This window comes from Devosia insulae DS-56, assembly GCF_000970465.2.
Taxonomy (GTDB): domain Bacteria; phylum Pseudomonadota; class Alphaproteobacteria; order Rhizobiales; family Devosiaceae; genus Devosia_A; species Devosia_A insulae.
In genome coordinates, this window is sequence record NZ_LAJE02000080.1 from 38,274 (window position 1) to 48,178 (window position 9,905).

The following is a 9,905-nucleotide window of genomic DNA, read 5'->3' on the forward strand; positions in this document are numbered from 1 at the left end:
CTGAGCGCGCCTCAGATCGTCTTCGGTGCAAACAACCGGTCGCGCGAGCCTTGCAGGTGCTCTCGCATGCGCGTCCGCGCCGTTTCCGGGTCGGCGGCGTTGATCGCTTCGAACACGGCGGAGTGTTCGGTGAAGACGTGCTGCAGGCCGTCGCTGGTCGAGCGCAGCGAAATGCCGTGGAAGCGCATGCCGACGGCGATGTGTTCTTCCAGCGCCTGCATGGCAGTGGAAAAATACGGGTTGGCCGAGGCCTGGGCGATGCTGAGGTGGAACATGAAATCGGCATCGGCGCGGTGCGCCTGCCGGTTGGTGGCATCGCGCAGCAGGCTGAGCGCCGATTTGATCCGGGCCAGCGCTTCGGGGGTGCGGCGCTGCGCTGCCATCGCGGCGGCTTCGGGCTCGATGGTCAGGCGGAAATCATAGCAGTGCTGCAGGTCGGAGAGGTTCTCCATCTGGCCAAAGCCGAGCGGCTCCTTCAGCCCCTGTTCGCGCACGAAACTGCCGGCGCCCTGGCGCGAATAGATCAGCCCCTGGTCGCGCAGCCGCTGCAGCGCATCGCGCACCACCGGGCGAGACACCTGGAACTCGGCGGCCAGCGCATGCTCGGTGGGCAGCCGGGCATCGACCGCATAGGCCCCCGACTTGATGGCCCGCTGGATGCGGTCGAACACTGCGTCGGAGAGGCTCCGCCGGACGTTGAGACCTTCGCTCATGGTCATGCGAGGCGCTCCTCCTCTGCGTGAAACGGATGCAGCAGGTGTTGCAGCGTTTCAGGCCCGCCAAAGCCGCCCGATTTGGTGACAAAGGTCAAGCCGCCGCCTTGCGCCAAAGGCAGGCCGGGCAGGGCTTCACCGATGAGATCGAGCACCCGGACGCCCAGCCGCTCGAGCAGCACCTGCGCGGTGGCGCCGCCTGAGAGGACGAGCAGAGCACCGGGCGGTGGGGCGAGGCGCTTGAGCGTGTCGGCAAGGGCATTGGCCACCGACTTGCCGTCGGCGGCGGTGGCGCCGGGAGTTGCCTGCAGCACCGTCAGCCGCGCCGGGGCGGGCAGTGTGGCCGGACCGACGCCGTTCGGCGCGGCGAGATAGGCGAGGCCGGGGTCGGCGGCCCGGAGTTGAGCCAGCTGGGCGAGGGTGATCGGGTCGGTCGAGCCGATCACCAGATAGGCGTGGCGGTGGCGCAGGCTCACATCCGGCGCCGGGGCATCGGGCGCCATGGCGCGGGCCATGGCTTCGGCGAGGCCGCGGGCGCCGATCGGCAGGTCGTGCGCGGTGCCGAGCGCCGCGGAGATATCGGCATCGGTCTCGATATCGGGAATGCTGGCGCGGCCGGCATGGGCGCCGAGGCGGGGGGCGATGGCGACCGGCGCCGCAACGCCGAAGCCGCCGAGCCACCCCTCGCGGACCCAGCGGCCGAAGCCCGGGATGGCGGGGATGACGAGGCTTTTGCGATGCGGGATGGCGTCGAGTTCGGCGGCGATCTGGCCCTTGAGGCGGGAGTCGACCTTCTTGAACAGCCGGGTGCCGGCGGGCAGGGCAGCGAGGGCGGCGGCCACCGCGACGCGCGCTTCGGCGGGTGGCAGGTCGCGGCTGTCGGTCGAGACGCCGATGACGCGGGCGCCGCCGGCAATCGCCGCGCCGAGCGCCGCCGGGCTCAGCGCCACGGCGGTCGAAATCGAGCGCATGGCGAAGGGCGCCGCGGCGTCGAGGGCCCCCGTCAGGTCATCGGCGATGATCGCCAGCTCAGGCATGTGGCGCCGCAATGCTGGCGCGGCGGCTGGCCTGCACGTCCGGATCGGGGTCGAGATTGGCGGCCAGCAACCGCTGCGTATAGGGGTGCTGCGGGGCGTCGAAAATCTGCGCCGTGGGGCCGCGTTCGACGATCTCGCCGGCCTGCATGACGATCACCGTATCGGCGAAATCGCGCACCACGCCCAGGTCGTGGGCGATGAACAGGAAAGCGATGCCGAGCCGCCGGCGCAGGCTGTCGAGCAGGGCGATCACCTGGGCCTGGATCGAGACGTCGAGCGCCGAGACCGCCTCGTCGCAGATGATCAGCTCGGGCTCGAGCGCCAAAGCCCGGGCGATGGCGATGCGCTGGCGCTGCCCGCCCGAGAACTGGTGCGGATAGCGCTCGGCATGCTCGGGCGCGAGCCCGACCTGGTCGAGCAGTTCGGCGACCCGGGCCCGGCGCTGTGCCCGGTCGGGCATCAGCCTGTGGATGTCCCAGCCCTCGGCGATCAGCTGGTACACCGACATGCGCGGGTTGAGCGACTGGGTCGGATCCTGGAACACCATCTGGATCTCGCGGCGCACCCCGAGCAGCTCGCGCGCCCCCATGCGGAGCAGGTCGCGGCCCTTCCACAGCGCCTCGCCGCCATCGGCGTCCTCGAGCCGCAACAGGGTGCGGGCCAAAGTCGATTTGCCCGAGCCGCTCTCCCCCACCACGGCGAGGCTCTGGCCGCGCAGCAGGGTGAGCGAAGCGCCCTTCAGCGCGGTGAAGCCGCCATAGCTCTTCTTGAGGGCCTTGGTTTCGAGCAGCAGCGGCGCAGCTTCGAGCAGCTTGATCTCGCCCTTGCCGGGCGCGGCACCGATCAGCTTTTTGGTATAGGCGTGCTGCGGGTGGTGGTAGACGTCGCGTACGCTGCCGGTTTCGACGATCTCGCCCTGGTTCATCACCACGACGCGGTCGGCGATTTCGGCGACGACGCCGAGATCGTGGGTGATGAGCACCAACCCCATGCCGGTCTCGGCCTGCAGCTCTTTGAGCAGCGCCAGCACTTCGGCCTGGATGGTGACGTCGAGCGCCGTGGTCGGCTCGTCGGCGATCAGGATGTCGGGTTTCAACATCAGCGCCATGGCGATCATCAGGCGCTGGCGCTGGCCGCCGGAGAACTGGTGCGGGTATTTCCGCATCGCCGCTTCGGGGTCGGCAATGCCGACGCGGGCGATCAGCTCGAGCGCCCGGGCCCGCGCCATGGCGGCGGGGCGGCCGTGCGCGGTCATCATCTCGACGATCTGCCAGCCCACCGTATAGACCGGGTTCAGGTGGCCGAGCGGATCCTGGAAGATCATGGCGATCTTCTTGCCGTTGAGCGCCCGGTGCTCCTCGTAGCTGACGCGCAAGAGATCCTTGCCGTCATAGAGGATTTCACCCGAGACGATGCGGGCCGGCGGGGTATCGAGCAGGTTCATCACCGCATTGGCGGAGACCGATTTGCCCGAGCCGCTTTCGCCGAGGATGGCGAGGGTTTCGCCGCGGCCGACCGACCAGCTGACATCTTTCACCGCGTGCACGGTGCCGCGGGCGGTGTGAAAATCCACCGACAGGTTTTTGACGGTGAGCAAAGCCTCAGCCATGGGTGGGGCTCGCTGGTTTGGCGCCCGATGGCGCAGTGCTTCGGGCTTCGAGGCGCCAGCGCTGGTTGGGATCGAGCGCGATGCGCATCCAGCCCGAAAGCAGGTTCAGCGCCAGCGCGGTGATGACGATCAGGAGGCCCGGCCAGAAGGCCAGCCACCAGGCGGTGGTGAGGTAGGGGCGGCCCTGCGCCACCATCAGGCCCCAGGTGATATCGGGCGGCTGCACGCCGATGCCGAGAAAGCTCAGCGAGCTTTCGGCCAGCATGACGAAGGCGAAATCGAGCGTCGCGATGGTCAGGAGGGTCGGCGCCACCACCGGCAGGATGTGGCGGAAGATGATGCGGCGATGCGAGGCGCCCATCACCACCGCGGCCTGGACGAACATCCGCTCGCGCACTTCCAGCACTTCGGCGCGGGTGGTGCGGAGGTAAATCGGGATGCGGGTGATGGCGAGCACCAGGATCATGTTGGGGATCGAGGGCCCGAGCACGTAGAGCACCACCACGGCGAGCAGCAGCGAGGGGAACGACATGATGACGTCGGCGAGCCGCATGATCACCTGCGAGGTGGTCTTGCCCATATAGCCGGCGACCAGCCCGGCGGCAGCGCCGACCAAAGCCGCCGCGGCGACGGTGCCGGCGGCGATCAGGATGGTCGAATGCGCGGCAACGATCAGCCGGGCCAGCATCGGCCGGCCCAGCGAGTCGCCGCCGAGGAAGAACTGCCAGCCGCGGGCGAAGCTGAAGGGGGCAAAGTTGCGCCCCCTGAGGTTCTGGTCATTGGCCATTTCGCCCAGCAAAGCCGGGCCGAGCAGCGCCGCGACGACGATCAGCAGCAGGATCACCGCCGAGGCGAAGGCGAGCTTGTCGCGCCACAGCATGGCGAGCAAAGGCGGCGCGGCGCGCGGGGCCGGAGCGGGGGATTTGGCGAGCGACGTATCGGTCACGGGCGACATGTCCTTAGTGCCGGATGCGCGGATCGAGCAGCGAATAGCCGATGTCGATCAGGATGTTCATGAGGAAGATGGCGAGGGCGGTGACCATGATTGCCGCCAGCACGACGTTGAAATCGCGCTGCAGGATCGAGTCGATCATCAGCTTGCCGACGCCGGGGAAGCCGAAAATGGTTTCGACGATCACCGCGCCATTGAGCATGGCCGCGGCCTGGTCGCCGATCACGGTGATGACCGGCAGCATGCCGTTGCGCAGCGTGTGGACGAAGATCAGCGGCAGGTTCTTCACCCCCTTGGCGCGCGCCGTCTTCACATAGGGGGCGCTCAGTGCCGACAGCATCGAGCCGCGCACCACCTGCACCACGAGGCCGAAGGGCCGGATGAACAGCACGGCGATCGGCAGCACCCAGTGGAGCGGCGTGCCCACACCGGAGGTCGGCACCCAGCCGAGGCCGATCGAGAACACCACGATGGCGACGATGGCGATCCAGAAATCCGGCGCGGAAGCGCCGACCAGCGAGACGATCGAGACCAGCCGGTCGAAAAAGCCGCCGACCCTGAAGGCGGCGAGCGAGCCGAGGACGATGGCGGCGACGACGACGATCGCCATGGTGATGAGCGCCAGCGGCAGGGTCCAGGCATAGGCCTCGAGCACCACTTGGAGGGCAGGGCGGGCCTTGCGCAGGCTGTCGCCGAAATCGAGCTGCAGCAGATCGAGCAGGTAGCGCCAGAACTGCTCGATGATCGGCAGGTCGAGCCCGTGCAGCGCCCGGAACTCCTGTTTCATCTGCTCGGTGGCGTCGATCGGCAGGAACAGCACGGCCGGGTCGCCGGTCAGGCGCGACAGGAAGAACACCAGCACCATCAGCCCGAACAGGGAGAGGAGGCTGGCGATCGCGCGTTGTCCGATCAGTCTGGTCATGGCGCTCTGGGTTTCCTTATGGGCAGCGGCGCCGGACGCGGGGTCCGGCGCCGCCAGCAGTTTAGTCTCGAACCGGCTTACTTGAAGCCGATCTCGCTCAGCTGCAGCTGCTGGTTGGTGGCGATGGTCGGAGTGAAGGCGAGCCGCTCGCTCACCCGGCTATGGCCGACCATGTGGAACAGCAGGGCGTCGGCGACGATGTCCTTCTGCACATAGGCGAACAGCTCCGACCAGAGCGCGGCGCGCTCCTCGCCGGTCGCGGCGCTGGCCTTTTCGATCAGCGCATCGACCTTGGGGTCGTTGACGCCCGACTGGGTGCCCTGGCTGTGATACTTGAAGTACATCGAGAACACCGGATCGCCGCGCGAGTTATCGTGCTGGGCGACGACGAGCTGGGCCGGACGCCCCTCGGGATAGGGCTTGGAATAGAACTGCTCGTGCTCGGCCACTTCGACCATGCGCAGGCTGGCGTTGAAGCCGGCTTCGTTGAGCATGTCGACCAGCGCCTCACCCACTTCGGTGACGTGCGGGAAGTTCTCGGTGCGGGCGATCACTTCGACCGGCGCCTTGACGTTGACGCCATCGGCGGCGGCAGCGGCGAGCAGCGCCTTGGCGCCTTCGAGATCATAGGCCGGCGGGGTGAGGGTGGCGTTCCAGCCCAGCGTCGTCGGCGGCACCATGGCGACGGCGAGCTCGGTGCCGGCGGCGAGCACGGTGCCGATAAAGGCCTCGCGGTCGATGGCGGCATTGAGCGCCTGGCGGACGCGCAGGTCACCCATCGGCTCGACGGTCTGGTCGATGCGGAGGTAGACGGTTTCCGAGTTGGGGTAGGTGAAATCGGTCTTCGGGTTGGTGGCTTCCACCTCGGTGATCTGCGGGGCGATATCGGCTTCGCCGGCTTCCACCATGGCGGCGCGCACGGCCGGCTCGGAGCGGAACAGGTAGGTCGCCTTGGTCACCGCGGGGGCAGTGCCCCAATAATCGTCGCGGCGGGTCAAAACGATCTGCTGGCCGGCGGTCCACTCGGTCATCTTAAAGGGGCCGGTGCCGATCGGATCGCGCACGAACTCGATCGGCGTCTCGGAGGGAACGATGGTGACCAGCGACATCAACAGCGGCAGGATCGGCTGCGCCGGCGTGGCGGTGACGTCGATGGTGTTGGCATCGACAATGTTGAAATCGAGCTTGGTGTCGGCGAAGTAGCGCTTGGACTCGCAGGTGATCTGGTCGCTGAACACCCGATCGAACGAGTGCTTGACGTCGGCGGCGTCAAAATCGCTGCCATCGGAGAATTTGACGCCCGGATGCAGCTTGAACTGCCAGGTGCCGTCGCCCTTGTCTTCCCAGCTGTCGGCGAGGCGCGGCATCAGCCCCTTGTCGCCGCGCACGTCGAGCTCGGTCAGCGTCTCGGAGATGTTCTCCATGATGACGCGGCCGATATTGGAGCGGGTCGCCATGCAGGGCTCGACGAGGTCGAGTTCTTCGCTGAGCACCACGGTAATGTCGGTATTGGACTGCGCCATGGCGGGGGCAACCAGCCCCGTAGCCATGAGGGCGCCGGCCAGAACGTTCTTGATGATCAAGGCATCCTCCCAACGCAGCTTTCACGATCTGGCGCGGGCCGAGCTGCGAACAACCCACGCGAAACTCCCGGCGCCGAATTGCCAGCGCCCGGCGCCGCCCCGTGCGGTCGCCTCGATGCCGCTCAGGCGGTCACCGATCGGGCTGCACCTAACCCGAGTGCAGCGAAGGTTGTCAAATTAAAAGTGTATGAACGAGCCTTTTGGTTGCGCGAAAGAACGCTAATGCATTGAAAATGCGTAGATATATTTCGCGTCAGATCAAGGTGGAAGTTGCTGACAACCGTGATAATAACTTGACAACATGTGTTTCGGTGTGACTTTTGCGGCCAACAGCAAATGGGGGAGAGATGACTCCGGACGAGATCGCCGCGCGGATGAATGGTCGGTTGGTCGGCACCGCCGATGGCCGCTACGAGGCGTTTCTCGCCTCGCCCATGGTGCAGAACCACGCTGCCTTCATCGAGCTGATGGATGACGGCACGCTCGCCTGCCTGTGGTTCGGCGGCACGCTCGAAGGCAAGTCGGATATCTCGATCCACGGCACGGTGCTGGCGCCGGGCGCCGAGGCGTTCGGTCCGACGGTGCAGCTCAGCCACGATACCGAGCGCTCGGAGCAGAACCCGGTGCTGGCGCGGGACGCCGAGGGGAATTGGCAGCTGATCCATACCGCCCAGCCGGCCGGCAACCAGGATGAATGCCTGCTGCGCAGCCGGCCCATCCGCCTCGAGGGCGACCGGCTGGTCGGCAGAGCGCCGCGCGACCTCGACCTGCCGCTTGGCACGTTCGTCCGCGCCCGCTTCGTTCGCCGCAAGGATGGGGCGACGCTGATGCCGGTGTTCCGCTGCATCTCGCGGCCCGGGCAGCGCTGGAACGGCAGCCACGATACCGCCGGCGTCGCGGTCAGCCATGATGACGGCCGAAACTGGGTGCTCAGCGAAGTGCCTGATTCGATCGGCTCGGTGCACATGACCATCGTGCCGCTCGATGGCGATCACCTCGCCGCCTTCTACCGCCGCCGGCAATCCGATTTCGTCCACCGTTCGGAAAGCCGCGATGGCGGGTTCAGCTGGTCGGCGCCGGCGCCGACCGATGTGCCCAACAACAACTCGTCGATCAACGTCATCCGCCTCGCCGACGGCCGGCTCGCCATGGTGGGCAACCCGACCTCCGCCGCGACTTCGGCCGATCGCCGGGTGTCGCTCTATGACGAGATCGAAGCCGGCGACGACCGCCCCGACGCCAGCGGTGGCTGCGCTCCGGTGTGGGGCGTGCCGCGCGCCCCGCTGACGCTCAGCGTCTCATCGGATGGCGGGCTCACCTGGCCGCTCCGCCGCATCATCGACGACAGCCCCGGCACCTGCCTCACCAACAATTCGGTCGATGGGCGGAACAAGGAGCTGTCCTACCCATACCTCCTGGAAGGGCCGGACGGCGCGCTGCATGTCGCCTACACCTACTTCCGGCGCGCCATCAAATATGTCCGTCTCCCCCAGGGATGGATCGACGGAGAACACTCGTGAGCGACATTATCGGCATCACCATGGGCGACCCGGCCGGGGTCGGCCCGGAAATCTCGGTCAAGGCGGTGGCCGAGATGCGCGCCGAGGACCGCGCCCGCACCCGCATCTATGGCAACCGCGCGACGCTGGAGCAGGCGCTGGCGGCGACCGGGCTGGGGCTAGAACTCGATGGCCTGGTGATCGACCTGCCGGTCGAAGGCGGCCCGTTGCCCTGGGGCAAGCTCGATCCGCGCGCCGGCGATGCAGCGTTCCGCTTCATCGAAAAGGCGGTGCGCGATGCCGAGGCCGGCCTGATCGGCTGCATCGTCACCGCGCCGATCAACAAGGAAGCGCTGAACCGCGCCGGCCACCACTATGATGGCCATACCGGCATGCTGGCGGCGCTGACCGGGCAGAAATCGGCCTTCATGCTGCTGGGCTCGGAGCGGCTGAAGGTGATCCATGTGTCGACGCATGTGTCGCTCAAAACCGCCATCGACCGCGCCACGCCCGAGCGCATCCTCGCCACCATCCGCGCCGGCAACGCGCACCTGAAGCGGATCGGCTATGCCAGCCCACGCATCGCGGTGGCCGGCATCAACCCGCATTGCGGCGAGAACGGTCTGTTCGGCAGCGAGGACGACCAGCAGGTGGTGCCGGCCGTCGCCATGGCGCGGGCCGAAGGCATCAATGCCGAGGGGCCGATCTCGGCCGATACGGTCTATCACCGCGCCTATAACGGCGCCTTCGACCTGGTGATCGCCCAGTATCACGATCAGGGCCACATCCCGATCAAGCTCGTCGCCTTCGATACCGCGGTGAACGTGTCGCTGGGCCTGCCGATCGACCGCACCTCGGTCGACCACGGCACCGCCTTCGATATCGCCGGCACCGGCAAGGCCAACCACACCAACATGAATTCCGCCATTGCCTATGCGCGGCGTCTCGTTGCGGGGATGAAGTCATGAATCCTGCCACCACGTTCCCCGTCCACGGCGTGTTCAGCGCCGCGGCGACGCCGGTCCTTGCCAATGGCGGGCCGGACCACGCGAGTTTTGCGAGCCACGCCAAGGCGTTGCTGGCGGAAGGCTGCGACGGCATTGCGCTCTTGGGCACCACCGGGGAAGCCAACTCGTTCAGCCTGATGCAGCGCCGCCAGCTGCTCGAGCACGTCATCACCGCCGGGGTCGATCCCAGCCGGCTGTTGCCCGGGACGTCGCAGACCAATGTCGCCGATACGGTGGCGCTGACCCGGCATGCGCTCGATGCGGGCGTTGCCGCCAGCGTCGTGCTGCCGCCCTTCTACTACAAGGGGGTGAGCGACGAGGGGCTGTTCCGCTTTTATGCCGAGGTGATCGAGGGGGTGGCGAGCGATAGCTTGCGCGTCGTGCTCTACCACATCCCGCCGATCGCCCAGGTCGGCATCTCGCTCGAGCTGACCGCCCGGCTGCGCGAGGCGTTTCCTGATATCGTCATCGGGGTCAAGGACAGTTCGGGCAAGCTCGAAAGCATGGCGGGTTTCGCCTCGGCGTTCGAGAATTTCGCCGTGCTGGCCGGCGCCGACCCGCTGATGCTGGCGCTGCTGAGGGC

The 9,905-nt window shown here is 67.4% G+C and carries 9 protein-coding genes; 3 read left to right on the top strand and 6 right to left on the bottom strand.

All coding sequences use genetic code 11. The features are described from left to right. Window positions 1-11 precede the first annotated feature (11 nt). From VW23_RS05595 to VW23_RS05620, 6 genes are all read right to left on the bottom strand, one after another. Window positions 12-719 (bottom strand): FadR/GntR family transcriptional regulator, encoded by a 708-nt coding sequence (locus VW23_RS05595; protein WP_069908600.1) that lies wholly within the window; start codon window positions 717-719, stop codon window positions 12-14. Then, entirely contained in the window at window positions 716-1,750 is a 1,035-nt protein-coding gene (locus tag VW23_RS05600; protein ID WP_069908601.1) for a four-carbon acid sugar kinase family protein, read from the bottom strand. Before VW23_RS05600 ends, VW23_RS05595 begins: the two co-directional genes overlap by 4 nt. Beyond that, window positions 1,743-3,359: an ABC transporter ATP-binding protein gene (locus VW23_RS05605; protein WP_069908602.1), complete on the bottom strand. Its 1,617-nt coding sequence runs from the start codon at window positions 3,357-3,359 to the stop codon at window positions 1,743-1,745. The genes VW23_RS05600 and VW23_RS05605 overlap by 8 nt, the downstream gene beginning before the upstream one ends. Next, the gene (locus tag VW23_RS05610) at window positions 3,352-4,314 is read right to left on the bottom strand and encodes an ABC transporter permease (protein ID WP_069908603.1); all 963 of its coding nucleotides are present in this window, start codon (window positions 4,312-4,314) and stop codon (window positions 3,352-3,354) included. The genes VW23_RS05605 and VW23_RS05610 overlap by 8 nt, the downstream gene beginning before the upstream one ends. A gap of 4 nt (window positions 4,315-4,318) precedes the next feature. Next, entirely contained in the window at window positions 4,319-5,233 is a 915-nt protein-coding gene (locus VW23_RS05615; protein ID WP_069908604.1) for an ABC transporter permease, read from the bottom strand. A 77-nt stretch (window positions 5,234-5,310) separates the two neighbouring features. After that, complete coding sequence (locus VW23_RS05620) at window positions 5,311-6,783, bottom strand: ABC transporter substrate-binding protein (protein WP_141728231.1); 1,473 nt, start codon at window positions 6,781-6,783, stop codon at window positions 5,311-5,313. 380 nt (window positions 6,784-7,163) lie between these two features. Between VW23_RS05620 and VW23_RS05625 the strand changes: the two genes are divergently transcribed. From VW23_RS05625 to VW23_RS05635, 3 genes are all read left to right on the top strand, one after another. Then, window positions 7,164-8,336 (top strand): sialidase family protein, encoded by a 1,173-nt coding sequence (locus VW23_RS05625; protein ID WP_069908605.1) that lies wholly within the window; start codon window positions 7,164-7,166, stop codon window positions 8,334-8,336. After that, window positions 8,333-9,283, top strand: a complete 951-nt coding sequence (pdxA, locus tag VW23_RS05630) for a 4-hydroxythreonine-4-phosphate dehydrogenase PdxA (protein ID WP_069908606.1) — start codon at window positions 8,333-8,335, stop codon at window positions 9,281-9,283. The genes VW23_RS05625 and pdxA overlap by 4 nt, the downstream gene beginning before the upstream one ends. Next, window positions 9,280-9,905 (top strand): dihydrodipicolinate synthase family protein (locus VW23_RS05635; RefSeq protein ID WP_069908607.1); only part of this gene is annotated, 626 nt, incomplete at its 3' end. The genes pdxA and VW23_RS05635, both read left to right, overlap by 4 nt.

Coding starts and splice junctions, on each gene's coding strand:
- VW23_RS05610 (WP_069908603.1), bottom strand. CDS start 4,314: ATGTCGCCCGTGACCGATACGTCGCTCGCCAAATCCCCCGCTCCGGCC.
- VW23_RS05615 (WP_069908604.1), bottom strand. CDS start 5,233: ATGACCAGACTGATCGGACAACGCGCGATCGCCAGCCTCCTCTCCCTG.
- VW23_RS05600 (WP_069908601.1), bottom strand. CDS start 1,750: ATGCCTGAGCTGGCGATCATCGCCGATGACCTGACGGGGGCCCTCGAC.
- VW23_RS05595 (WP_069908600.1), bottom strand. CDS start 719: ATGACCATGAGCGAAGGTCTCAACGTCCGGCGGAGCCTCTCCGACGCA.
- VW23_RS05620 (WP_141728231.1), bottom strand. CDS start 6,783: ATGGCTACGGGGCTGGTTGCCCCCGCCATGGCGCAGTCCAATACCGAC.
- VW23_RS05605 (WP_069908602.1), bottom strand. CDS start 3,359: ATGGCTGAGGCTTTGCTCACCGTCAAAAACCTGTCGGTGGATTTTCAC.
- VW23_RS05625 (WP_069908605.1), top strand. CDS start 7,164: ATGACTCCGGACGAGATCGCCGCGCGGATGAATGGTCGGTTGGTCGGC.